We start from the raw sequence: 22,331 nt of genomic DNA, 5'->3' as shown, positions 1-22,331 counted from the left end.
ATGCCACGTGGTCAAAAAGCAAATAGAGCATGGTGCCCTATTTGCTTTTTGTCACGTTACTTTTTCTTTTTGCGCTTTTGTTTCGGTGCGTTATCAAAAACGCGTTTTTTCTTTTTCTTCTTTTTACGACCTGTAAACCAGTCGCCGCCTTTATCCTCTTTGCCTTTTTCCCCAGAGGCCTTTTGACCTCCGCGTCCTTTTTTGGCTGGTGGATCTGTCCGTTTTTTGAACTTGAAGTCTTTTGGTGATTTACGGCGAGTGCCTTTCATCCCGACGATTTCAAAATCAATGGAATGCTCATCTTTATTCACACTCACCACTTTGACAGTAATTTCGTCACCAATGCGATATACATTCCCTGTACGTTCACCGATCATAGCAAAGTGCTGTTCATCAAAACGATAGTAGTCGTCAGTCATGTAGCTCACATGGACAAGGCCTTCTATCGTATTCGGCAGTTCAACGAATAGTCCGAAATTCGTGACGGAACTAATCATACCATCAAACTCTTCACCGATTTTATCAAGCATATACTCTGCCTTTTTCAGGTCATCTGTTTCGCGCTCAGCATCAACAGAGCGGCGCTCCATTGTAGATGCATGATCTGCGATTTCTGGCAGCAATTGACCCCATTTTTCAAGGGTCGCTTCGTCTGTCTTTTTCTCTATTAAATAGGTTCTGATCAGCCTATGCACGATTAAATCCGGGTAACGGCGGATCGGCGATGTGAAGTGTGTATAGAATTCCGTTGATAATCCAAAATGGCCAATGCTTTCTGGATCATACTTCGCCTGTTTCATTGAGCGAAGCATCACAGTTTGAATCACGACTTCTTCCGGCTGATCACGGACGGCATCAAGTACACTTTGAAGAGCACGCGGGTGAATATTCGTTGACGTCCCTTTCACAATGTAACCAAACGTCGTCACGAACTCTAAAAAGCGCTGAAGCTTCTCAGGATTTGGTTCTTCGTGAATTCGGTAAATGAACGGAACATTCATCCAGTGGAAATGCTCGGCAACTGTTTCGTTTGCCACCAGCATGAATTCTTCAATTAATTTCTCTGCAACTGAACGCTCACGAATGACTACGTCTTTCGCTGCGCCTTCATCATCTACAAGCACCTTTGCTTCCTTGAAATCAAAGTCGACTGCTCCGCGCTCCATTCGCTTGTCACGCAGAATTTCTGCAAGCTTCTCCATCTCTTGGAACATTGGTACTAACGGCTCGTATTTGTCTAAAAGCTCTTCATCTTGGCCAACTAAAATCTTATTCACATCGGAATAGGTCATTCTTTCCGTCGTTTTGATCACACTTTGGAAAATTTCGTGTTTGACGACTTTCCCACTTCGATCAATGATCATTTCACAAGAGAGTGTGAGACGATCAACCTTCGGATTCAATGAGCAAATGCCATTTGACAGGCGATGAGGAATCATTGGAATAACGCGGTCGACAAGATACACACTCGTTCCGCGCTCATAGGCTTCCTGATCAATTGGAGAGTTTTCCGTTACATAATGAGAGACATCCGCAATATGCACACCTAGTTTATATTTACCATCATCCAGCTTTTGCACAGTAACCGCATCGTCCAAGTCCTTTGCATCTGCACCATCAATGGTCACAATCGTTTCGTTGCGCAGATCACGCCTGCCCTCTAAGTCTTTTTCATCGATCGTTTCAGGTGTGTCTACTGCCTGCTGGAGCGCTTCTTCCGGAAACTCACCTGGTAGCCCGTGTTTATGAATAATCGACAAAATATCGATGCCAGGGTCATTTTTGTGACCAAGGATTTCAGTCACTTCACCTTCTGCGCTCATTCTACCTTCTGGATAGCTTGTCAGCGTGACAACGACTTTATGACCTTCAACCGCTCCGTTTTTAGCGGATTTCGGAATGAAGATATCGTTTGTGATTTTTTTATCATCAGGAATGACAAAACCAAAGCTTTTCGTTTCTGTATAGGTACCGACAACCGTCTGAGTATTACGCTCTAGTATACGGATGACCGTTCCTTCTTTTTTGGTGCCATTTGATTTGTGGCTGACACGAACCATGACGGTGTCACCATTCATTGCTGTGCCTAGCTCATTTGGCGGAATGAAAATATCATCCTGTCCAAACTCTTCTGGTGTCACAAATGCAAATCCTTTTGCATGCGCAGACAGCTTTCCTTTTACCAAGTTCATTTTTTCCGGTACACCATAGCGGTCGCTGCGGGTACGGACGATAAGCCCCTGATCCTCTAATATCACAAGTGCTTTGACGAGCTCTTTATAATCATCTGGATTGGTAATTTCCATCATGACTTCTAATTCCTGTACCGTTAATGGTTTGTACGCCTCTTCTTGCATAAACGCAAGTAATTCATCCATAAATTCTTCTTTTTGCACACTCTAACCCCCTATATATTTAAATTGACCAATCGAGTGATTCTAAGAATGCATATACATCCTGATGAACCTTCTCCCGCTCTTTATCAAGCGTGATAACATGGCCCGATTCTTCATACCACTTTAAATGTTTTTCATCTGTCTCTACTTCGTTATAAATAATGTTTGCACTGTCTGTATTAATCATATGATCATGACGTGCCTGAACAACAAAAGTAGGTGAATAAATCATGTCAACATTGTTTCTGACATCTGCAATGAGTTCTTGAAGAGCCTTGAGTGTACCCATTGGTGTTTTCTTGAACTCTTCCATCTCTTGCTCAATTTGATCCTCTGACTTACCCTCGAATTTTTTATAGTTACGGGCATAATCTAGTACACCCTGGTACATGACTTCTTCACTTTTTATGTACATAGGTGCACACATAGGTACAATTCCCTTTACAGGTACAGTGTAACCTAATTTCAATGAAAAAACTCCTCCGAGGGATAGTCCGCAGACCGCAATTTCCTCATAACCTTCGTCTTTTAAAAATTGATAGCCTTCTTCTACATCTTTCCACCAATCTGTAGGACCTGTATGAACAAGCTCCTCTGGCGGCACACCGTGTCCTTTGTATTGAGGTGCATGGCATGTATAGCCTCTTTCATTTAAATAGCGTCCAAGCATACGAACATCGGCTGTATTCCCAGTAAAACCGTGAAGAAGAAGCACCGCCTTTTCTCCACCTTTAAACGTAAATGGTTTTGGTGTAACAACTTTCATGATGTGACTTCCTTTCCTTCTGATATGGTTTATATTTTCCACTTGTATGTATGAAACAAACACAAAAGAGTGCTGATAATAAAAAAAGGTCTGAAAAAAGATCAGACCTTCTGTTACTCGCGCCTACACGCCTAAATATGCCAATGCAAGTGTTAAGATGAAGAAAAGCACTGACAAAATGACAGTTAATCGGTGAAGAATCAAGTCAAGACCTCTCGCTTTTTGCTTACCGAAAAGCTGCTCGGCTCCACCTGAAATAGCGCCTGACAGTCCTGCACTTTTACTTGATTGTAATAATACAACGATGATAAGTGCGATACTGACAATTACGAGTAATGTGATAACAAATGCGTGCATGAAAACACCTCCAGACAAACTGGTACACATAACTTTATTTTACATGAAAACAAGGTGCATGTCACGAAACATCAAAATAAAGATTTCCTATATATTGTTGACTTTATATGTCATTTTGATTCAATTTCGCTCCAATGGATTGTATGCAGCTTTTTTTATATGCAATTTTTGAGGTTAAAAAGCGTTTTTAGCGAGTTGCTTCTTCTTTTAAGAGCTGTTTTAATTCTACTAACAACCGTTCAGCTCCTTCAGGACTCAGCACGACGTTACCATTTCCATAGCTTTTGTTGTATTTCGTTATTTGGCCAGTTAATAAGCAGCTCTTATCTGCATCATATTTTTTCAGCATAATGGTTTGATCTTCGATGAAAATTTCTAACAGCTGCTCTTCTTTTATATTGAGTACCTTCCGCATTTCTGAAGGCAGAACAATTCTGCCAAGCGAATCGATGTGTCTTACCATTCCAGTTCTTTTCAATGAAGCCGCCTCCTTAATGATCATACAATGATTTCATTCATTGACTTTTGTCAACATCTTCATAGTAAAATAAATCTTCAAATTTTTTATCAAAGTAATGAATCATTTTACCAATGACAAGCTGTCCTGGCTTCCGGTGACCATTCAATACCCTGCTGAGTGTGGCAGGAGAGATGCCAATTTCATCTGCGAGCTGATTTAAAGACATATCGTTTTCGATCATATACTGCATCACAAAAGCCCGCCTGATCTGAATCTTTTCGACCATCATTACAACCTCCTATAGGATCAATATGTACAACATGTAGGATTCTCACATCTCCCGGATTCATTAACTTATGTCAACACTTTTACGCCCTTTCTATTTCCTTTGGTCAATGATCATACTAAAATAAGTCATATACTGAAATGTGAGGTTCGATGACATGAATCACTTTGGTGAACAATTACGCATTTTAAGAGAGAATAGAAAGATGTCTGTCAATCAACTCGCCATGTATTCAGGCGTAAGCGCTGCCGGTATTTCTCGGATTGAGAATGGAAAGCGTGGTGTGCCAAAGCCTTTAACCATAAAAAAATTAGCACGCGCTTTGAAGGTGCCTTATGAGGATTTAATGCTGCTTGCCGGTTATATTGAACAGGAAAAAGTGCATGAAATGAAACCGAAATATGAATCCATATTAAAAATCTATCAAACGGCGCTTCAAAAGGACGTAGAACATCTCCCTATTTTCGATGGAGACCAATGGGAAACACTCACCGCACAAGACATCAGCCAGCTGAATCAATACTTTCTCACGCTCATTAACCAAAAAAAGGCGAACAAATAGCGGGGCATAAACATAAGATACATCCACCATTAACTAATGTCAATATTTTCATGGTACACTTATTGCCAATAGTCAACAAATCGAGTACACTAGAGATAACTAATCTTTAACCATGTGAGGTTTTGAGTTGATGAACTTCGGTGCATATTTAAGAGCATTACGTGAGAAAAGGAAACTATCGGTGAACCAATTAGCGATGTATTCAGAGGTCAGCGCTGCTGGTATTTCTCGGATTGAAAACGGGAAACGCGGCATTCCGAAACCTCCTACAATTAAAAAACTAGCAGGTGCATTAAAGGTACCTTATGAGGACATGATGCAGGCTGCAGGGTATATTGAAGAAGCATCTTCTGCCTATGTCATAAAGGAAGAAGAAACGGCTTTTACCCAAATAAAAGAAGCAGCAGAGCAATATGAACTTGATGATCTTGAAATATTTAATGGGGACATATGGTCCACCCTTTCTAAACATGAAATAGAGGATTTAAATCGCTATTTGTTATTTCTACTAAACAGCCGTTCGTCATCGTAAAATGTTTTGATCATTGACAAGCTTTTTGCGCCGATTTTTGACAGAATTACGGTATAATGGGTTCAGATTGGAGTGAAGAAAGATGAATCAATCTGATATGTGCCCACGGTTTGAAAAAGCAGTTGAGTTATTAAGTAAACGCTGGGTGGCACTGATTGTTTTTCAGCTTCTCTCAGGTTCACAGCGTTTTAGTGAAATCGAAGCAGCTCTGACCAATTTAAGCGGAAGGGTTTTATCTGAGAGATTAAAAGAGCTGGAAGCAGCAGGCATTGTAAAACGGGAGGTTTTTGCTGAAACACCCGTGCGTATTGAGTATTCATTAACTGATATGGGGCGCTCACTTGCACCCGTTTTTGAGGAAATTGCGAAGTGGTCCTCTGAATGGATCACACTTGAATCATAAATGTCTCCTGATGTGAGCCGCCTAATCATGATAAAAAAAACCTCCCCTACAGATGTAGAGGAGGTTTTCACTTAATTTAATAAAATTGATCAGTTACCTTACGTTGGACTAGGTCCTTTCCATGTCCAGTTTGCTAATTTCTTAAGATTCATGGCAGCGAAAGTAAGCATCGCCTGCATCGAAACTTTTTTCAATCCTCGAAGTTTCGTCCATCGCATTCCATGCTTTTCTTTTGCATCCGCAAAAACGCGTTCAATCGTTTCTTTCCGTTTTGCATAGATGTTCTTATTCATTTCAGTGAGTCTCAGATGGTCTGCTTCGTCTAGGTAGTCCTGCCAAATATGTCGGTGAATCTGTTTGGTGTGATTTTGACTTTGTGTACAGTTATCTAGAAACGAGCAGGATTTACATACCTCTGAATCGGACGCATATTGCTTATATCCCTCTCTAGTCGTTGTACGATAAGAAAGAATTTGCCCGTTTGGGCAAATGTAACAATCAAAATGTGCGTCATATACGTATTCATTCTTTTTCAAGTAACCAGCTTTTGTTCTCGGGCGGGTGTAAGGCATGACAGGTCTTATCTCTTGATCCATTAAAAACTTGGCGATATATGGTGTTTTATATCCAGCATCAACTGCGACTACATTGGGTTTTCCGACTTTCTTTGTCACCTTTGATACGAGTGAATCTAACATACGACTATCATGAACATTTCCACCAGTGACCAGTGATCCTAAAATAAATCCTTTTGAATCACAAGCCGTATGAAATGAATAAGCAAATAATTTTTCACGTTCATCCTTTACATAGTAGCCACTCTCTGGGTCAGTTGTACTGACCTTGATTTCTTTTTTCTCTTTCTTATTCTGTAGGGGTAACGGCTTTTTTCCATGTTCCTCACGATCAACATTGATCTCCTCATGAAGCTGATTTTGATAACTTCTCGTTTCTACTCGAACAATTTTCTTTTCAAGTTTTTTCTTATTGGCGTTTGCTTTTACATGAGTTGAGTCAATGAAAGCGATAGATGGATCAACGAGACCTTTTTTCATCGCTTCTCTTAAGATTCGATAAAAAATTTGTTCGAATAAATCTGTATCATGAAAGCGTCTCACGTAGTTCTTACCGAAGGTAGAAAAGTGCGGAATTTTCTCCGAAAATCCATATCCAATAAACCAACGATAAGCCACATTAGTTTCAATTTCTTTAATGGTTTGACGCATAGAGCGAATGCCAAATAGGTATTGGATCAAAACCATTTTAATAAGAACAACGGGATCCACACTTGGTCTGCCGTTATCAGAACTATAATGATCTTTGACAAGATCATAAATGAAATCAAAATCGATCGCTTGATCAATTTTTCGTACAAGATGATCTTCAGGCACTAATTCATCTAAGGCCACTACTTCTAATTGATTTCTTCTTTCTTCTTCACGTTTCGATAACATGTTCATCCCCCACAGAAATGTGTTATTGCCCTTATTATACAAAAAAGCGTGTAGACTTTGTCTACACGCTGAGACGCTATGAATAGCGTCTTTTTTTTATGTTTTTATTTAATAATAGTTGTTTGTTTAAAAAACATAGGATATCTTCCAATATAGTATTTTTATGTTATAAAAATTGAATTAATTTCTAAACAAACATCTTCATTTAGCCGATGATGAAATGTAGGGATATTTAACCATTACTATATTCTTATGAAAATTTATTTAATTAAATGAAGAAGATAGAACAAATTGTTCAATGTAAAAGCAGAAAATTGCGAACAAACTCGGTATTTGGAAAAATCTCAACAAAAATGATGAAAGTAAACTAGGAGGATAAGTACTTATGAAATCAGGAAATAAAAAATCGATATTGGCAGTAATTATGATGTCAGTCATGCTTTTAGCATTTGGTGCAGCATGCGGTGACACAAAAGCCTCAGAAAAAGAATACGCTGATTGGTACGAATCAAATCGAAGCGATCTTGAAGATGCTATGCTTACATACGCAAAGCGTATGATGGAGGCTGACCCTACCGACGACCAATGGGCTAAAAACGTTAAAAAATCACTAGATGATCTGCAAAAAGTTGTCGATGACGTAAAAGCGAAAAAGAACGCACCTGCTGCTTACAAAAAAGCACATGAGCATTTGGTCAAAGCAAGCGAAGGGTATCAATACTTAATTGATGAAACACCTAAAACGATTAAGACAATCGATGAAAATACGGTAGATGGACTCAATGTGATTGAGCACAGACTTGATAAAGCCCTTGAAGAAACGAAGAAAGCAGACGACGAAGTTGAAAAAGTAGCAAGCGATTCAAAAAACGATAAGAAATGAGGAAACAGACCTTGAAAACAAACAAAAAGTCGATCATTGCAACAATCCTTTTAGTATTCGTATTAGCGCTAACAGCAGCGTGTGGTAAAACAGAAACAACATCAGAATTAAGTCGTAAAGAAGCGAATGCTGCGTCAAAACCAAAAGAAACAAAAGCCGAGCAAGAAGCCTATGTTGATTGGTATGACGCACATATGGATGCCCTTGAAGATGAAATCATCGTTTATGAAGACCTTTTAAGAAATTCCGTGGCGGGGGATAAAGTATGGATGTCAAAAGTTGATAAATCTATTGCAAGAGCGCAAAAAATAATCAATAAAGCACAGAAAAAAGAAGCCGTTCCAGCAACATTTAAGACGGCTCATAAGCACACACTCCGTGCCGGAAAGGAATATCAATTCATTGTTGATAATACAGATGAAATGCTGTCTGAATATGATCCCGAACTCAAACTCATGCAAGAGGTAGTGAACACGATTGATGAAGTACATGCTGAAATTGAAAATGCAGACAACGAAGTCGATCGTCTTGTAGATGAAAAACAACTAAAACAATAAAAATGAGTTACTAGCATGAATGCAATCAACCCAATAGCTATTGATGCAGAACACAGCGGTTATGCTGCTGTGTTTTTTTAGTGAAGATACCTTTAATCTAGAATCTATTGAGAAAGCGCTGTAAATCGATTTGTCCTAATAGATGAAACTTATGAAAACGATTAGACATTGATATTTCTCCTATCACAATATGCTTCTCCAAGTGAAGCATAAAAAATAGTGAAAAGGATAAGGCCTCGTAAACAGAAAACATTCGAAACTTTCCAAAAAACCGCCAACCAATTCAAAATCACATCTTCCCATTTGAGACGTCCTCATATATAGTAAGATTAGACTAGTTCTAAATAACTGAAATTGGGGCGTTTACATGGATTCGATTGTTTTACATTTTATTGTGATCATGAGTGTTTCTGGCATTCTGTCCGTAATATTATCAATCATTGCTCATGCAAATCGCCATCGGTATATTGGCTGTCAATTGTTTATGTATATGTCTGGAGCAACTGCGATTTATATTTTTGGACATACATTTGAATTATTGGCGCGCACCCCTCAAGAAATTACATTCTGGGTTAGTTTTCAATACATAGGTCTTCCGTTTATTGCACCGTTCAGCCTAATGATTGTGCTGCAGTTTACTGGTTTCCATCAATATGTAACAAAGCGCCGCGTGCTTCTCTTCTTGTTGATTCCAATTTTAACCACCATTCTGGTGTTCACCAACTCTTTTCATTCACTCTTTTACCGAAGCATCACGATGAATACAGTAGACGGGTTTTTATTAGCTGATTTTACCATTGGTTATTGGTATATCATTCATGGGGTCTATACATTTGGCTGTTCTATGCTCGCTATTTTTATGCTGCTTTGGTTTTTACGTGTGAAGAAAGAATATTTGAAACAGGTGCTGATCTTGCTCGTTGGAATATTATTACCGATCACGACCTCTTTTATCTATTTATTAGGTGTCACGCCTTTTCACATTGACCCAGTACCAGTGGTGATGTTTTTAACCAACGCACTCTACTTATGGGCGATTATGTCTTTTCATCTCTTTAAGCTCTCTCCCATTGCGATGGAGCGTGTGTTTGAACATATGTCAGAAGGTGTTCTTCTATTGGATCGATACCGAACACTGATTGATTATAACCCTGCGGCTGCATTGATCATTCCTGTGCTCGCTAAAAAGGGAATCGGCTATAAAATCGATGATATATTCTCAGGGATCATCAAAGAACCAGCGTTTATACAGTGGCTGCGTTCTCCGCAGGATCATTCACAGTATGATTTAATGTGGGAAAAAGAGCAGCCCTTCTATTATCATCTCACTGCTTCTTCTCTTTTTAATAGAAGAGGCGAAGTCGAGGGCAGGCAAATTGTGATCAGCGATGTTACGGAGCAGCGACTGTTGCAGGAAGAGCTGGAGCGCCGAGCATATATTGATGGTTTGACGAATATCTTCAATCGGTCTTCCTTTATTGAACGAACGCAGATGTTATTGGAAGAGGATGCGCAGGATACTGCGATATTGCTATTTGATATTGATTTCTTTAAACAAATCAATGATACGCATGGACATCATATTGGAGACGAGGCATTGCGTCATGTTGTGTCCATTTGTCAGCAGCATTTGAAGATGGATGATTTATTTGGCCGATATGGTGGAGAAGAGTTCGCCATTTGTCTGCCGCATCATTCATTTGAAGAGGCATGTCATATTGCGGAACAGATGAGACATTCATTTGAAGTGAGTTTCTTTCAGACAGATGAGAAAAAAGTAAGAGTGACAGCAAGCTTTGGCGTCGCCCATACAGCGAATGATCCCTCTATATTAGAAACGCTTCTATTTGAGGCAGATCAAGCCTTGTATATGTCAAAACGCCAAGGACGTAATCGGATTTATGCATCAACTGGTTCGGACTATGTGCTATACCAAAAGCAGGATCTTCCGCCTGCTTCTCATTGACTGTTGTCCTTCATTTAGATATGATAAACATAACATTTGAACGGTTTCCTAAAGGGGAGTAGCTTTTACGGTTTGGTCGTCATTACAGAAACATCCGTTGTTTCTCGGCCATTCCGGCATGAACATGTTAGCCAGACCTTTGCCTATCACACATGAGGCAAAGGTCTGGCTTTTTTTAAGGTCTTTTTGCATCTGTGTGGTTGGGAGCTGGACAAATGAGGGTTTTCAACATACAGATGAAAGGATGATGGATCTTGAAACAATATGTGATGGCGTTTCTATTTACTGGTACGTTTTTGTTAAGTGGATGTTCAGGGCTGCTAGACCAAGTGAACGATACAACGACATATGTCACAGAGGCAAATGAGTATGTGACAGATATTCAGCAATTCACAGAGGATTTTCCACAGCTTGCGGAAGAAGCTGTACAAGATGCTGCCAAAAGAACAGATTTGACGCAGCAACTGGAATCATTGAAAGCAGACATTCAAGAATTTAATGAACTCACAGCCCCATCAATAGCAGAAGACCTGCATGCACAAATCATGGAGAAAAATAAAGTGCTGTCAGAGGAGATTCAAACCTATTTACAGCAATTGAAAATGGACAACTTCGATGCTGCAGCTATTTTAGAGGATCAGCAAGGCCTCATGAAGCAGCTTCAGCAATCGGTCAGCCTTTTGCAAGATATTGAACAACTAACAAACTAGGATAAGCAAACGGTGATCACAGCATATCTTTGCCTTTTCAGGTGAAGATATGCTTTAATTGAATGTAACACAAGTATGATAGAAAAAAGGTGATCAGATGACAGAACAAGAAGAAAGACATATCGCTTCGCCTAGAGCTGAGAAGGAAAAAGAGCAATTAATCAATCGCTTAAAACGAGTGGAAGGTCAAGTGCGAGGGATTCAGCAAATGATTGAAAACGATCGTTACTGCATAGATGTCGTGAATCAAATTTCTGCTGTCAATGCAGCTTTAAAAAAAGTGAGTCTTCAATTAATGGAAAAGCATACACATCACTGCGTAGCGGATGCCATTAAGAGCGGTAATGGGGATGAAGCCATTGAGGAGTTAATGAATGTCTTCACGAAGCTGACAAAATCGTAGCAAAAAGCGGATCATTTATGTTTACAATGATACCCTACTAGGGTATAGTAAAATTAGAAAATGATTGATGGAGGCGATGAGAAGTGGAACAAGCAACACTACAAGTGCAAGGCATGTCTTGCGGACATTGTGTGAAAGCAGTCGAAGGAAATGTAGGAGAATTAGCAGGTGTTGAATCTGTGAAAGTCCATTTAGATAAGGGTCAGGTGGAGGTTTCCTTTCACCCAGATCAAATCACGTTACACCAGATCTCTGATGTCATTGAAGAACAGGGATATGATGTCGTATAAAATGATCATACGTGCTGCATAAGACAGCACGTATTTTTTTAAAAATAACAATACCCCCATGGAGTATGTGGAGAGGTGAGATAAATGAAAAAAGAAATTGATTTTCAAATTACGGGAATGACTTGCGCCGCCTGTGCAGGCCGCATTGAAAAGGGCTTGAACAGGTTGGAAGGTGTGGACGACGCCAGTGTGAATTTTGCGCTTGAAACATCCCACATTGTGTATGAAACAGAACAACTCACAGCAGAGGATCTAAAACAAAAAATTCAATCTCTTGGCTATGATGTGGTGATGGAGCAAGCCGAATTTGATATAGAGGGAATGACATGTGCGGCTTGTGCAAACCGAATTGAGAAAAAAGTCAACCGGATGGATGGTATTGATCAAGGATCAGTGAACTTTGCGCTTGAGTCACTTCAGGTGACATATCATCCAGGGAAAATATCTCCAAGTGACATAAAAGAGGCTGTGAAATCCATTGGGTATTCATTAATCGAACCAGCCGAAGAGCATGCAGGGGAAGGGAAAAAAGACCATCGCCAAGTAGCGATTGAGAAACAAACGGCACGCTTTTTGTTCTCGATGATTTTGTCATTGCCTCTTCTTTGGGCAATGGTCAGTCATTTTTCTTTCACATCGTTTATTTGGTTGCCAGAAGCGTTTATGAATCCATGGGTTCAGCTCGCATTAGCAGCGCCCGTCCAGTTCATTGTCGGCTGGCCTTTTTATGTAGGTGCTTATAAAGCGTTGAAAAATAAAAGTGCCAATATGGATGTCCTTGTGGCACTAGGGACATCGGCTGCTTTTTTCTATAGTTTATATGAAAGTATTCAGTCAGCGGTTCAAGGCACACATGAAGCGGCCCTTTATTATGAAACGAGTGCTGTGCTGATTACGTTGATTGTGCTCGGAAAGTTAATGGAAGCAAGAGCGAAAGGGAGATCATCAGAAGCGATTCAAAAACTGATGGGCTTACAAGCGAAAGAAGCTGTGATAGAGCGAGATGGGAAAGAAATGACCGTTCCTATTTCTGAAGTGAAAGTGAATGATCTTGTGTTCGTCAAGCCAGGTGAAAAAGTCCCGGTAGACGGAGAAATCATCGAAGGAACAACAGCGATCGACGAATCGATGATTACAGGAGAAAGTCTGCCGGTTGATAAAACCACAGGAGATACAGTCATCGGGGCAACCATCAATAAAAATGGATTTGTGAAAGTGAAAGCAACAAAAGTAGGAAAAGAAACGGCTCTTTCACAAATTATTCGAGTCGTCGAACAAGCGCAAGGCTCAAAAGCACCAATTCAAAGAATGGCAGATCAAATTTCAGGGATATTTGTCCCCATTGTTGTAGGAGTGGCTGTGCTCACTTTTCTGATTTGGTATATCTTTGTTGATCCAGGAAATGTGACATCTGCACTTGAAACCTTTATAGCGGTCATCGTCATCGCATGTCCTTGTGCTCTTGGCCTTGCTACACCGACCTCTATTATGGCAGGCAGCGGCCGGGCAGCTGAATCAGGGATTCTGTTTAAAGGCGGAGAGCATTTAGAGATAACGCAATCACTAGATACAGTAGTGCTAGATAAAACAGGGACTGTGACAAAAGGGGAGCCGAGTCTTACAGATGTGATCGCGTCTGCCAATTGGACAGAAGATACGCTGCTTCAGTTAGCAGGATCGGCAGAACAGCAGTCAGAGCATCCACTTGCCAGAGCGATTACAGAAGGCATGAAGAACCGGGGTCTCCAAGCGGTCGAGGTAGAAGCCTTTCAAGCAGATCCTGGTCATGGAATTGAAGCAAGAGCTGCAGGACATGAGCTTTTGATTGGCACACGGAAACTCCTAAAGAAACATCATATCAGCTGCGAAGCACTAGATGCAGTTGTGACTGAGCTTGAAGAACAAGGAAAAACGGCGATACTCATTGCCATTGACGGCGAGCCAGCAGGTATTGTTGCCGTTGCTGATACAATCAAATCGTCTTCTTCTCAAGCAGTCGCTCGTCTCAAAGAGCAAGGGATTCACGTCGTGATGATGACAGGAGATAACAAACGCACAGCAGAAGCGATTGCGAGTGAGGCAGGCATAGATCATGTCATTGCTGAAGTTCTCCCAGAGGAAAAAGCGGCTCATATTGCAGCGCTTCAGAAACAAGGGAAAAAAGTGGCGATGGTTGGAGACGGTATTAATGATGCCCCTGCCCTTGCAACAGCAAATATCGGGATGGCTGTCGGAACAGGTACAGATGTTGCCATGGAAGCGGCAGATATTACGCTCATGACTGGAGATCTCCATGCCATTGCAGATGCACTTGAATTTAGCAGAAAAACGATGAGAAACATTAAACAGAATCTATTTTGGGCACTTGCTTACAATTGTATTGGCATACCAGTCGCCGCATTTGGGTTCCTGGCACCATGGCTTGCAGGAGCGGCAATGGCCTTTAGTTCTGTATCGGTTGTGCTGAACGCACTAAGATTACAGCGATTGAAACCTGTCAGAGAGGGTGTGGCAAAATGAAGCTGAATGTCAAATGGGTGTGGACGTTGAGTGCTGTGATTTATGTAGCCATTGTACTGATAGGCTATGCGGTTTATGTCGAACTTTCTCCTCTTCAAGAGCCGCCAGCTGATCATATGCAACATGAGACTTCATCAGAAGCGAAGTCCTCGCATTCGGTGTCAGTCCTGCGCTTCGGTACTCGTCCTTTCTAGACTTCAATGGATTTCTATCACAAAGAGCTAACATAAAGTTCATTTTAGCTCTTCTCAACAACCTGAGACTTCGCCAAAAGCGAAGTCTTTTTTTAACAATTTTGTGGAAAAACCCACCTTTTAAAAGATTTTTCATAAAAAATTCACTTCTTTTTGTTCCTTTTTGTCGTTTTTTGTAGGTTCATCGTTAAGATGCGATTAGGCAACAAAGAAAGCGTTATCAAAAAAAGGGGGTCCACGTATGAAAAAGTTAGGGTTAGCTTCTCAAATACTCATCGCACTTGTTTTGGGTGTTGTCGTAGGAGCACTATTTTATCAAAATGAAACCGTTATTAATGTGTTAACGCCGATTGGCGATATATTCATCCACTTAATTAAAATGATCGTTCTTCCAATTGTTATTGCTGCATTGATTGTAGCCGTTGCAGGTGTAGGCGATATGAAAACCATCGGAAGACTCGGTGGGAAAACGATTCTTTACTTCGAAATTGTGACAACGATTGCATTAGCAGTTGGACTGCTTGCGGCAAACGTTTTCCATCCTGGTACAGGAATTGATATGAGCAACATGGAGAAAGGCGATATCTCTAAATATGAAGAGACATCTAAGTCTTCTGCCGAAAAAGCTAGTTTCTCTGAAACGATTGTGCATCTTGTGCCAACAAACGTGTTCCAATCCATTGCAGAAGGTGATCTATTACCAACAATCTTCTTTACAGTGTTATTCGGATTAGGAATTGCAGCAGTTGGAGACAAAGGAAAACCAGTGTTAGGATTTTTTGAGGGCATCCTCGAAGCGATGTTCTGGGTGACCAATAAAGTGATGAAGTTTGCACCATTTGGTGTATTCGCGCTCATCAGTGTGACGGTGATCAAATTCGGGGTCGGAGCGCTTCTCCCGCTAGGTAAACTGGTACTTGTCGTTTACGGCACAATGGCATTCTTCGTTATTGTCGTACTTGGCATTATCGCAAAATTAGCTGGAACAAGCGTCTTTACACTATTTAGAGTGTTAAAAGAAGAAATCATTCTTGCCTTCTCAACAGCAAGTTCAGAAGCTGTACTGCCTAGACTAATGGATAAAATGGAGAAGTTCGGCTGCCCGAAAGCGATCACGTCGTTCGTTATCCCAACAGGCTATACCTTTAACTTAGATGGAAGTGCTATCTATCAATCCATTGCCGCCATATTTGTTGCACAAATGTACGGCATGCCTCTTTCCATCTATGAGCAAATTACGTTACTATTAATCTTAATGCTCACATCAAAAGGAATGGCTGGTGTACCAGGTGCATCGATCGTTGTTGTGATCACAACACTTGGAGCAATGGGACTTCCACTTGAAGGACTTGCCTTCATCGTTGGGATCGACCGTATCCTTGACATGGTTCGTACAACTGTTAACGTATTTGGTAACTCACTTGCAGCCATTGTCATGTCTAAGTGGGAAAAAGTGTTTGATCAAGAGAAATCGAAGAAGTATATTGAGGAATTAAAACAACAAACAAAAGCAGCGTAAAAGGAGATCTTTTCAAATGACGAAGCTACAGGACAAGCAAGTTCGTATCGAACGAGACTTTCTAGGTGAAAAGGAAGTAGACACTCAAGCGTATTATGGAATTCAAACATTACGTGCAGTAGAGAACTTTCCAATTACTGGCTACCATGTTCATGAGGAACTCATCAAAGCATTAGGGATTGTCAAAAAGGCAGCCGCACTTGCAAATATGGATACAAAGCGACTATATGCTGGTCTTGGAGAAAAAATTGTTCAAGCCGCAGATGAGGTTATTGAAGGAAAATGGAACAATCAATTTATTGTCGATCCAATTCAAGGCGGGGCTGGCACTTCAATGAATATGAATGCCAATGAAGTCATTGCAAACAGAGCGCTTGAACTACTAGGAAAGGAAAAAGGCGCTTATACTGAGCTAAGTCCAAACACGCATGTGAACATGTCGCAGTCAACAAACGACGTTTTCCCAACAGCGATTCATATTTCAACATTGAATATGATTGAAAAACTACTTTATACGATGGAAAACATGCATCAAGTCATGACAGAAAAAGCGCAAGAATTCGATCATGTCATCAAAATGGGACGTACGCATCTTCAGGACGCTGTTCCAATCAGACTTGGTCAAGAGTTTAGTGCATATGCAAAGGTTCTTGCTCGTGATATTAAGCGAATCAAGCAGTCTAGACAGCATTTATATGAAGTCAATATGGGCGCAACAGCAGTTGGAACAGGACTGAATGCTGATCCTAAATATATTCGCCAGGTAGTTGGTTATCTAGCTGACATTAGCGGATTGCCGTTAGTTGGAGCAGAAGATTTGGTCGATGCTACGCAAAATACAGATGCTTATACAGAAGTATCAGCTGCACTGAAAGTATGTATGATGAATATGTCCAAAATGGCAAACGATATTCGTTTGATGGCTTCAGGTCCTAGAGCAGGCTTTGGTGAGCTGCACTTGCCGCCGAGACAGCCAGGTTCATCTATCATGCCAGGGAAAGTCAACCCAGTGATGCCTGAGGTCATGAACCAAGTGGCATTCCAAGTCATTGGAAATGACCACACGATCTGCCTTGCATCAGAGGCTGGTCAGCTTGAACTGAACGTCATGGAGCCAGTTTTAATATTCAACTTACTACAGTCTCTCAGCATGATGAAAAATGTATTTGAATCCTTTGTCGATAACTGCTTGCGTGACCTAAAAGCAGATGAATCTAGATTAAAAGAATATGTAGAAAAGAGTGCTGGTGTCATGACGGCGGTCAATCCGCATATTGGTTATGAAGCTGCTGCACGAATTGCGAGAGAAGCGATTCTTACAGGCGTATCTGTACGTGAGCTTTGTCTGCAAAATGATGTGTTATCAGAGGAAGAGCTTGATGTCATCTTAAATCCTTTTGAAATGACGAAACCAGGTATTGCTGGTGCATCACTTTTAGAAAAGGATCGTTTAGAAGATTAAGCGGCATCATGAGAAGCGCACACCGACAAATGTCCGGTGTGCGTTTTTTCATGGACTGTTTGTTTTTCTGAAGCTCACATAGTATACTATCGTCAATTATTAGGGATGTGACTGCGTTTGAATCTACTGAAAAAATGGTTGAATACAGAGCCTTATTTAATTATCATGCTCATTGTTCTGACTCCGATTGGGGGAGAGCTGAAATTTTATCCATTTGAGGATAGCTTTCGGGTGAGCTTTGGAACCGTTGTCTTTTTCTTTATCCTGCTTCAAATGAAAAAATTCCCGGCATGGGCAAGCGGCATCATTGCGGGGGGATCAGTGTTTGCATTCCGGGTGCTTCTTGATACTGCTGTGTCAGGCCACTTAGCGCTGGAAGAGGCCGTTTCTTTAAGATTTCCTTCCCTACTGTATTACGTCGTCTATGGTACGCTTTTTTATGTATTACAGGTCAGACGTTTCCGTGATAAGCCTTGGCTCATTGGGGCAACAGGGATCATCATGGAACTATGTGCAAGTGTAGTCGAAATGATTGCACTCAGGGGAGCCGTTGATGAAATTTTAACAGTGAGAACGCTGTTTCAACTATTTGTATTGGCGATTTTCAGAAGCTTTTTCGTATTGGCTTGTTATACGATGATTCGATTATACGAAGAACAGGCGAGAGAGCGCCAAATGAAGAAGGAAAAGGAACACCTGTTGATGCTGCTGTCAAATCTTTATACGGAATCTACATATTTTTATAAAACTCTTGCACATGCTGAGCACATTACAGCTACTTCATATCAATTGTATCAATCTCTGCATCATGCAAAGGATACGGAATCATTAGATTTGAAGAAACTCGGAAAAACAGCCCTGCAAATTGCAGGTGAGGTACACGAAATCAAAAAGGATAATCAGCGGATTTTTTCTGCCTTATCAAAACTGATTCATGAGGAAAACTTTCAGGAGTATGCAAGTCCTGCTCATATCGCTGGACTTGTGATCCGCATCCATGAAAATTACGCGGAATCTCTTAAAAAACAAATCGTTTTTCATTATGATGAAGATGGGCAGCATCCCGCTTATCACGTGTATACCATTCTATCTTTATTAAATAACATTGTATCCAATGCCGTTGAAGCCATTCCGGTGAATGGAGAGGTATCACTATCCATTTTGCGGAAAGAAAATGATGTGATTTTTCAAATCAGTGACAACGGGCCAGGCATTAAAGAGCGTAACCATCATGTGATCTTTAAACCGGGCTTCACTTTAAAATACGATCAAGCCGGGAACCCATCAAGCGGCATCGGTCTTTCCTATGTGAAAGACACAGCCGAGAAGCTTGGCGGAAGTGTTGAAATGAAAAGTGTCCCAAATCAACAAACGATGTTCACTTTAACGATACCAATTGATCAAGTCAGCAGAAAAGAGGGGAATGGGAGATGAGATTTTTTATTGTTGATGATGATGAAGCTGTTCGTTCTTCACTGGCACAGCTCATTGAAGATGAAGAGCTTGGCATTGTGGCAGGGGAAGCAGAGGATGGTGCTGAAGTAACAGCGAGCTACTTAAATGATTTGCATATTGATATCTTGTGTATTGATCTTCTGATGCCGGAAAGGGACGGTCTTGAGACGATTCGAGCGATCAAGGATGAATTTCATGGGAAATATTTAATGCTGTCACAAGTAGAAACAAAGGAACTCATCGGCCAGGCATATACACTCGGTGTCGAGTATTATGTGACAAAGCCGATCAATCGGGTAGAGGTCTTAAGTGTGCTCCATCTCATGATTGAACGACTGCATTTAGAGCACTCAATTGAAAATATTCAGCATTCGCTCAAATCGGTCATGCAGTTCCAGCAGCGCGGACAGACGAAAACAAAGCAGCGCGGGAAAAGTCTTGCAGAGGCAGGTCAGTTTTTGCTCGCGGAACTTGGGATTGTCGGTGAAAAGGGGTCTAAGGATTTACTAGATATGATTCTTTTCACAGATCAGTATTTAGCGTTACATGCCGATCAGCACGACTCTTTTCCTTCATTAAAAGTGATTTTTACTGGCATCACAGAGGATAAATTAAACGAACCTTTTACATCAGCAGACATCGCAAGAGAAGCAAAAGCAGCGGAACAGCGGGTAAGACGTGCGATCAACCAATCATTGAAACACATCGCCTCGCTCGGGTTAACCGATTTTTCTCACCCAACCTTTGAAAACTATGCATCAAAATTTTTCGATTTTACCATTGTGCGTAAGAAAATGAGTGAACTCACAAAAGAGACAAGTGGAAGAGAAGAGCACACACGTATCAATGTGAAGAAATTTGTACAGGTGCTTTATTACGAGGCGAAACGTATTTTTATGGAAGATTAAAAAGACATGCTCTCTATAAGGAGGGCATGTCTTTTTTTGTGATGGATTGAAGATGCATCTGCAGCACGGAGCGCATAAGCTGAGGCGGTAAACGATGGGGCTGTACGATTCCATTCAACGCAAGCCCATTGATGACCGCATAAAGCCGCTCAGTTTCTAAAAAAAGATCGATATGATCTAGCAGTAGCTCATCCTCTTTCAATTTCATTAAGCAAAATTGAACGGTTTGAAAAAGCTCGTCATACATCTTTGCATTGAGCGGCTGTAAATCTGGTTCAGTCAGTGCCTTGACTGTAAAAGCTTGCCACACCTCCATTTCAAATATTCGTTCTTCGTCTATTGGAAGAACCTGCTCCAATAAAGTGAATACATTTTCCTCTGTTGAACCGTTTAATGGAAGCTTAGCAATTCGCTCCTTCACTCTTTCCTGAATTAAATTCATGGAGAATAGAAATAATTCTTGCTGTGTGGAAAAATAATGACGCATAGAGCCGGCTGAAATGCCAGCTTCTACGGCTATTTTTCGTACAGAAGCGCTTTCCAATCCCTCTTGTTTAATCACTCTCATAGCAGCTTGAGCGACCTTTTGTTTTTGTTTATGGTGATCGACGATTTTTGGCATACCTTGATTTTAGCACAGCTATTGTTTTTTTAACACAGTTGTGTTATTTTTTATTTAATACAATCGTGTTAAAAAGGATTTGGGGAAATTGGTCGGTTTATTGATTGTGGCATGTGAAATTGGTTTTTGGCTGTTTATTCTTATGGGCTTAACACTGCGTTATGTGTTTAAACAGAAAAAATGGGGTGCTTTCTTTCTTGTCTGTACGCCGGTTTTAGATCTCATCCTTCTTGCGGCTACTTATATAGATTTAAAGCAAGGGGCTGTGGCGAGCGTCATTCACGGGCTTGCGGCTGTTTATATTGGTGTGAGTCTGGCCTTTGGACATCAAATGGTGAAATGGGCGGATGCTAAGTTTGCTTATCGTTTTGCAGGAGGCCCTAAGCCAAAGGGGAAACCAAAGTACGGGAAGGAGCGGTCTTTGTATGAAATGGTGGGCTGGACGCGTCATTTCATCTCTTATGTCATCGGAGCGGGGCTGTTATATGGATTGACCTATCTCATCCAAGCACCAGAACGAACGGAATCTCTGATGCAGCTTGTCAGTGTGTGGGGGATGGTCTTAACCATTGATTTCATCATTAGCATCAGCTACGTCATTTGGCCGAAAAAACACCCGGAAAATATAGCAGGATGACAAAAAAGACAGGCGGATTTACTCCACCTGTCTTTTCTTATGATGACAGTCCTTTATAAATGGTGTCAATATTCCATTTCATCATCTTATAGTAGCTGTCCCCATCTTCACCTTCTTTGCCAATAGAATCCGTAAATACTTTCCCCTTAATCGGAACTCCGGTTTCCTCAGATAGGCTTTCAAGGCTGCGCTTATCTACACTTGTTTCAAGAAAAAGGGCAGGAACTTGATGGTCTTTGACAAAATGAATGATGCGCTTCATTTGTCCAGGTGTTCCTTCACTTTCTGTGTTGATCTCCCAAATGTAGCCGGCTTTCAGTCCATACGCATCCGCAAAATATTTGAATGCCCCTTCGCTTGTGACAAGGAGTTTTTTGTCTTTTGGGAGTTGATCAAACTTGTCTTTTGCTTCATCGTGAAGCGTTTGAAGCTTTTTGATATAGGTTTCAGCATTTTTCTCGTAATCCTCTTTATGCTCAGGATCTGCTTGAATGAGCGCATCTCTGGCATTTTGCGCATAAAGAATCCCATTCTCTACATTCAGCCATGCGTGTGGGTCCTGCTGGCTTTCAAGCCCTTTTGAAGACAAATGCTTCACTTTGACGCCTTTACTCAGCTCAGCTACAGGTGCATCATCCCCGTCCTTGCCGCTCGATTCAAGCAGTTTTTGAAACCAGCCATTCCCTGTTTCAAGGTTCAAGCCATTAGATAGAACAAGGTCTGCATCCGTCGTATACTGAACATCCTTTGGCAGTGGGTCAAATTCATGTGGGTCTGTACCAATGGGAACAATGCTGTGAATAGAGACATGCTGTCCTCCTACTTCCTTCACAATGTCATAAAGAATGGAGTAGGTCGTGACAACTTTTAATTTACCGTCATCTTTTCCGGAACTTTTTTGCTGAGTAGAACAGCCTGCGATGACCAAAAGGGCAATACATACTGCAATCAAACGGATTGCTAATACCTTCTTCATATATGTCCTCCTT

24 protein-coding genes are annotated in these 22,331 nt (G+C 41.0%); 16 read left to right on the top strand and 8 right to left on the bottom strand.

The window, feature by feature from the left end; translation table 11 throughout:
* Positions 1 to 56 precede the first annotated feature (56 nt).
* The 5 genes from rnr to M2353_RS16170 all read right to left on the bottom strand — a co-directional run bounded on the left by rnr (position 57) and on the right by M2353_RS16170 (position 4,268).
* Positions 57 to 2,396 carry a ribonuclease R gene (rnr, locus tag M2353_RS16190; RefSeq protein WP_284725727.1) on the bottom strand — a complete coding sequence of 780 codons (2,340 nt, stop codon included), beginning with the start codon at positions 2,394 to 2,396 and terminating at the stop codon, positions 57 to 59.
* 19 nt (positions 2,397 to 2,415) lie between these two features.
* Positions 2,416 to 3,162, bottom strand: coding sequence for an alpha/beta hydrolase (locus tag M2353_RS16185; RefSeq protein ID WP_008347663.1), 747 nt, complete (start codon positions 3,160 to 3,162; stop codon positions 2,416 to 2,418).
* Positions 3,163 to 3,285: 123 nt separating this feature from the next.
* Positions 3,286 to 3,519 (bottom strand): preprotein translocase subunit SecG, encoded by a 234-nt coding sequence (secG, locus tag M2353_RS16180; RefSeq protein ID WP_003212746.1) that lies wholly within the window; start codon positions 3,517 to 3,519, stop codon positions 3,286 to 3,288.
* 187 nt (positions 3,520 to 3,706) lie between these two features.
* The gene (locus M2353_RS16175) at positions 3,707 to 3,997 is read right to left on the bottom strand and encodes an AbrB/MazE/SpoVT family DNA-binding domain-containing protein (protein WP_008347666.1); all 291 of its coding nucleotides are present in this window, start codon (positions 3,995 to 3,997) and stop codon (positions 3,707 to 3,709) included.
* A gap of 37 nt (positions 3,998 to 4,034) precedes the next feature.
* Positions 4,035 to 4,268: a helix-turn-helix domain-containing protein gene (locus tag M2353_RS16170; RefSeq protein ID WP_008347669.1), complete on the bottom strand. Its 234-nt coding sequence runs from the start codon at positions 4,266 to 4,268 to the stop codon at positions 4,035 to 4,037.
* Positions 4,269 to 4,422: 154 nt separating this feature from the next.
* Between M2353_RS16170 and M2353_RS16165 the strand changes: the two genes are divergently transcribed.
* The 3 genes from M2353_RS16165 (at position 4,423) to catR (ending at position 5,762) form a co-directional block, all read left to right on the top strand.
* Positions 4,423 to 4,827 carry a helix-turn-helix domain-containing protein gene (locus M2353_RS16165; RefSeq protein WP_007500204.1) on the top strand — a complete coding sequence of 135 codons (405 nt, stop codon included), beginning with the start codon at positions 4,423 to 4,425 and terminating at the stop codon, positions 4,825 to 4,827.
* Between the two features lie 130 nt (positions 4,828 to 4,957).
* Entirely contained in the window at positions 4,958 to 5,359 is a 402-nt protein-coding gene (locus tag M2353_RS16160; protein WP_008347673.1) for a helix-turn-helix domain-containing protein, read from the top strand.
* 82 nt (positions 5,360 to 5,441) lie between these two features.
* Positions 5,442 to 5,762 (top strand): catDE operon transcriptional regulator CatR, encoded by a 321-nt coding sequence (catR, locus tag M2353_RS16155; protein WP_007500199.1) that lies wholly within the window; start codon positions 5,442 to 5,444, stop codon positions 5,760 to 5,762.
* A 98-nt stretch (positions 5,763 to 5,860) separates the two neighbouring features.
* Here catR and M2353_RS16150 read toward each other — a convergent pair whose 3' ends face one another.
* Positions 5,861 to 7,216, bottom strand: a complete 1,356-nt coding sequence (locus M2353_RS16150) for an IS1182 family transposase (RefSeq protein WP_284725726.1) — start codon at positions 7,214 to 7,216, stop codon at positions 5,861 to 5,863.
* A 385-nt stretch (positions 7,217 to 7,601) separates the two neighbouring features.
* Here M2353_RS16150 and M2353_RS16145 point away from each other — a divergent pair, with 385 nt between their 5' ends.
* The 12 genes from M2353_RS16145 to M2353_RS16090 all read left to right on the top strand — a co-directional run bounded on the left by M2353_RS16145 (position 7,602) and on the right by M2353_RS16090 (position 20,083).
* Positions 7,602 to 8,099: a hypothetical protein gene (locus M2353_RS16145; RefSeq protein WP_008347656.1), complete on the top strand. Its 498-nt coding sequence runs from the start codon at positions 7,602 to 7,604 to the stop codon at positions 8,097 to 8,099.
* Positions 8,100 to 8,110: 11 nt separating this feature from the next.
* Complete coding sequence (locus M2353_RS16140; RefSeq protein ID WP_024719826.1) at positions 8,111 to 8,656, top strand: hypothetical protein; 546 nt, start codon at positions 8,111 to 8,113, stop codon at positions 8,654 to 8,656.
* A gap of 367 nt (positions 8,657 to 9,023) precedes the next feature.
* A complete protein-coding gene (locus M2353_RS16135) occupies positions 9,024 to 10,622 on the top strand; it encodes a histidine kinase N-terminal 7TM domain-containing diguanylate cyclase (RefSeq protein WP_284725725.1) in 1,599 nt (532 codons plus the stop codon).
* A 254-nt stretch (positions 10,623 to 10,876) separates the two neighbouring features.
* Complete coding sequence (locus tag M2353_RS16130) at positions 10,877 to 11,332, top strand: DUF6376 family protein (protein WP_284725724.1); 456 nt, start codon at positions 10,877 to 10,879, stop codon at positions 11,330 to 11,332.
* A 97-nt stretch (positions 11,333 to 11,429) separates the two neighbouring features.
* On the top strand, positions 11,430 to 11,735 hold the full coding sequence (locus tag M2353_RS16125) for a metal-sensing transcriptional repressor (RefSeq protein WP_008347647.1): 306 nt from the start codon (positions 11,430 to 11,432) through the stop codon (positions 11,733 to 11,735).
* 83 nt (positions 11,736 to 11,818) lie between these two features.
* The gene (gene copZ / locus M2353_RS16120) at positions 11,819 to 12,025 is read left to right on the top strand and encodes a copper chaperone CopZ (RefSeq protein WP_017368060.1); all 207 of its coding nucleotides are present in this window, start codon (positions 11,819 to 11,821) and stop codon (positions 12,023 to 12,025) included.
* A gap of 84 nt (positions 12,026 to 12,109) precedes the next feature.
* A complete protein-coding gene (locus M2353_RS16115) occupies positions 12,110 to 14,545 on the top strand; it encodes a heavy metal translocating P-type ATPase (protein WP_284725723.1) in 2,436 nt (811 codons plus the stop codon).
* Positions 14,542 to 14,739, top strand: coding sequence for a hypothetical protein (locus M2353_RS16110; protein WP_024719822.1), 198 nt, complete (start codon positions 14,542 to 14,544; stop codon positions 14,737 to 14,739). The genes M2353_RS16115 and M2353_RS16110 overlap by 4 nt, the downstream gene beginning before the upstream one ends.
* A 241-nt stretch (positions 14,740 to 14,980) precedes the next feature.
* A complete protein-coding gene (locus tag M2353_RS16105) occupies positions 14,981 to 16,258 on the top strand; it encodes a cation:dicarboxylate symporter family transporter (protein ID WP_007500222.1) in 1,278 nt (425 codons plus the stop codon).
* A 16-nt stretch (positions 16,259 to 16,274) separates the two neighbouring features.
* Positions 16,275 to 17,720, top strand: a complete 1,446-nt coding sequence (aspA, locus tag M2353_RS16100; protein ID WP_035701391.1) for an aspartate ammonia-lyase — start codon at positions 16,275 to 16,277, stop codon at positions 17,718 to 17,720.
* A gap of 117 nt (positions 17,721 to 17,837) precedes the next feature.
* Positions 17,838 to 19,154 carry an ATP-binding protein gene (locus M2353_RS16095; RefSeq protein ID WP_284725722.1) on the top strand — a complete coding sequence of 439 codons (1,317 nt, stop codon included), beginning with the start codon at positions 17,838 to 17,840 and terminating at the stop codon, positions 19,152 to 19,154.
* Positions 19,151 to 20,083 (top strand): response regulator, encoded by a 933-nt coding sequence (locus M2353_RS16090; RefSeq protein ID WP_039168273.1) that lies wholly within the window; start codon positions 19,151 to 19,153, stop codon positions 20,081 to 20,083. The genes M2353_RS16095 and M2353_RS16090 overlap by 4 nt, the downstream gene beginning before the upstream one ends.
* A gap of 13 nt (positions 20,084 to 20,096) precedes the next feature.
* Here M2353_RS16090 and M2353_RS16085 read toward each other — a convergent pair whose 3' ends face one another.
* Positions 20,097 to 20,705 carry a TetR/AcrR family transcriptional regulator gene (locus tag M2353_RS16085; protein WP_284725721.1) on the bottom strand — a complete coding sequence of 203 codons (609 nt, stop codon included), beginning with the start codon at positions 20,703 to 20,705 and terminating at the stop codon, positions 20,097 to 20,099.
* Between the two features lie 88 nt (positions 20,706 to 20,793).
* Here M2353_RS16085 and M2353_RS16080 point away from each other — a divergent pair, with 88 nt between their 5' ends.
* Complete coding sequence (locus M2353_RS16080) at positions 20,794 to 21,342, top strand: hypothetical protein (RefSeq protein WP_047945414.1); 549 nt, start codon at positions 20,794 to 20,796, stop codon at positions 21,340 to 21,342.
* Positions 21,343 to 21,379: 37 nt separating this feature from the next.
* On the opposite strand, the gene M2353_RS16075 is transcribed toward M2353_RS16080, so the two are convergent.
* The gene (locus tag M2353_RS16075; protein WP_284725720.1) at positions 21,380 to 22,318 is read right to left on the bottom strand and encodes a metal ABC transporter solute-binding protein, Zn/Mn family; all 939 of its coding nucleotides are present in this window, start codon (positions 22,316 to 22,318) and stop codon (positions 21,380 to 21,382) included.
* Positions 22,319 to 22,331 lie beyond the last annotated feature (13 nt).

The sequence above is a fragment of the Bacillus aerius genome (assembly GCF_029894105.1).
GTDB classification, from domain to species: Bacteria; Bacillota; Bacilli; order Bacillales; family Bacillaceae; genus Bacillus; species Bacillus altitudinis.
This window is presented reverse-complemented; position numbering and strand designations above follow the sequence as displayed.

What these genes read in the sequence shown, in the direction of transcription:
- M2353_RS16165 (WP_007500204.1), top strand. Translation starts at nt 4,423, where the DNA reads ATGAATCACTTTGGTGAACAATTACGCATTTTAAGAGAGAATAGAAAG.
- M2353_RS16105 (WP_007500222.1), top strand. Translation starts at nt 14,981, where the DNA reads ATGAAAAAGTTAGGGTTAGCTTCTCAAATACTCATCGCACTTGTTTTG.
- aspA (WP_035701391.1), top strand. Translation starts at nt 16,275, where the DNA reads ATGACGAAGCTACAGGACAAGCAAGTTCGTATCGAACGAGACTTTCTA.
- M2353_RS16170 (WP_008347669.1), bottom strand. Translation starts at nt 4,268, where the DNA reads ATGATGGTCGAAAAGATTCAGATCAGGCGGGCTTTTGTGATGCAGTAT.
- M2353_RS16185 (WP_008347663.1), bottom strand. Translation starts at nt 3,162, where the DNA reads ATGAAAGTTGTTACACCAAAACCATTTACGTTTAAAGGTGGAGAAAAG.
- M2353_RS16090 (WP_039168273.1), top strand. Translation starts at nt 19,151, where the DNA reads ATGAGATTTTTTATTGTTGATGATGATGAAGCTGTTCGTTCTTCACTG.
- M2353_RS16135 (WP_284725725.1), top strand. Translation starts at nt 9,024, where the DNA reads ATGGATTCGATTGTTTTACATTTTATTGTGATCATGAGTGTTTCTGGC.
- M2353_RS16125 (WP_008347647.1), top strand. Translation starts at nt 11,430, where the DNA reads ATGACAGAACAAGAAGAAAGACATATCGCTTCGCCTAGAGCTGAGAAG.
- M2353_RS16160 (WP_008347673.1), top strand. Translation starts at nt 4,958, where the DNA reads ATGAACTTCGGTGCATATTTAAGAGCATTACGTGAGAAAAGGAAACTA.
- secG (WP_003212746.1), bottom strand. Translation starts at nt 3,519, where the DNA reads ATGCACGCATTTGTTATCACATTACTCGTAATTGTCAGTATCGCACTT.
- M2353_RS16150 (WP_284725726.1), bottom strand. Translation starts at nt 7,216, where the DNA reads ATGTTATCGAAACGTGAAGAAGAAAGAAGAAATCAATTAGAAGTAGTG.
- M2353_RS16115 (WP_284725723.1), top strand. Translation starts at nt 12,110, where the DNA reads ATGAAAAAAGAAATTGATTTTCAAATTACGGGAATGACTTGCGCCGCC.
- M2353_RS16145 (WP_008347656.1), top strand. Translation starts at nt 7,602, where the DNA reads ATGAAATCAGGAAATAAAAAATCGATATTGGCAGTAATTATGATGTCA.
- catR (WP_007500199.1), top strand. Translation starts at nt 5,442, where the DNA reads ATGAATCAATCTGATATGTGCCCACGGTTTGAAAAAGCAGTTGAGTTA.
- M2353_RS16085 (WP_284725721.1), bottom strand. Translation starts at nt 20,705, where the DNA reads ATGCCAAAAATCGTCGATCACCATAAACAAAAACAAAAGGTCGCTCAA.
- M2353_RS16075 (WP_284725720.1), bottom strand. Translation starts at nt 22,318, where the DNA reads ATGAAGAAGGTATTAGCAATCCGTTTGATTGCAGTATGTATTGCCCTT.
- M2353_RS16110 (WP_024719822.1), top strand. Translation starts at nt 14,542, where the DNA reads ATGAAGCTGAATGTCAAATGGGTGTGGACGTTGAGTGCTGTGATTTAT.